General features: G+C 72.6%; 1 protein-coding gene. It reads left to right on the top strand.

The genetic code is table 11. From position 1 onward, the window contains the following. A partial coding sequence (locus G6023_RS07745) for a phosphotransferase family protein (RefSeq protein ID WP_472986430.1) occupies window positions 1-1,176 on the top strand: 1,176 nt, incomplete at both ends.

The following is a 1,176-nucleotide window of genomic DNA, read 5'->3' on the forward strand; positions in this document are numbered from 1 at the left end:
GCGCCCGACCGCGACGCCGCCCTGCGCCGCCGCGTCCCCAGCACCGACGCGGTGCGCGGTGAGGACGCGTTCGACGTCGAGGCCGTGGCCGCGTGGCTGCGGTCGATCACGCCCGACGACCCGACCGTGCTGGCGGGGGTGGATCTGGGCGACGACGACGAGCCGGTCATCCCCGAGGTCCGGCAGTACACCGGTGGCGCGTCCAACCTCACCTACCTGCTGCGCTACCCGGGCGCGGACCTGGTCCTCCGCCGCCCGCCGGCCGGGACGAAGGCCCGCGGTGCCCACGACATGAAGCGCGAACACCGCGTCCAGTCGGCGCTGCGACCGGTGTACCCGCTGGTGCCGCGCATGGTGGGGTTCTGCGGCGACCACTCGGTGATCGGCTCGGACTTCTACGTGATGGAGCGGATGGAGGGCACCATCCTGCGCAAGGAGCTGCCCCGCGAACTGCTCATGGACCGGGTCACCACCCGCCGCCTCGCCGAGGCGGCCGTCGACGCGCTCGCCGACCTCCACTCGGTGGACGTCGGGGCCGCGGGCCTGGGCGACCTCGACCGCGGCGAGGGGTACGTGCGCCGCCAGGTCGAGGGCTGGTCCGCCCGCTACCGTCGCGCCCGCACCCCCGACGTGCCCGACTTCGCCCCGGTGATGAAGTGGCTGCACGCCAACCAGCCCGACGACGTGGGCCACTGCCTGGTGCACAACGACTTCCGCTTCGACAACCTCGTGCTGGATCCCCGGGACGTCACCCACGTCATCGGCGTCCTGGACTGGGAGATGGCCACCGTCGGCGACCCGCTCATGGACCTCGGCGGGGCACTCGCCTACTGGGTGCAGGACGACGACGGCCCGCTGTTCAAGGCGTTCCGCCGCCAGCCCACCCACGCGCCCGGGATGCTCACCCGCAAGCAGGTCGTCGAGCGGTACGCCCGCCGGGCCGGACTGGACATCACCGCGGAGCAGTGGCGCTTCTACGAGGTGTTCGGTCTGTTCCGCCTGGCCGTGATCGCGCAGCAGATCAACCACCGCTACTTCCACGGGCAGACCACCAACCCGGCGTTCCGCGCCTTCCGCCCCGGAGTGGCGTTCCTCGAGCAGCGGTGCCTGCGCATCATCCGCACGGGCGACGGTCGTCTCACTCCGACCCGGGTCTCCCCGCGTGACGTGGTCCCG

The organism is Dietzia sp. DQ11-71, from assembly GCF_014144995.1.
Lineage (GTDB): Bacteria > Actinomycetota > Actinomycetes > Mycobacteriales > Mycobacteriaceae > Dietzia > Dietzia kunjamensis.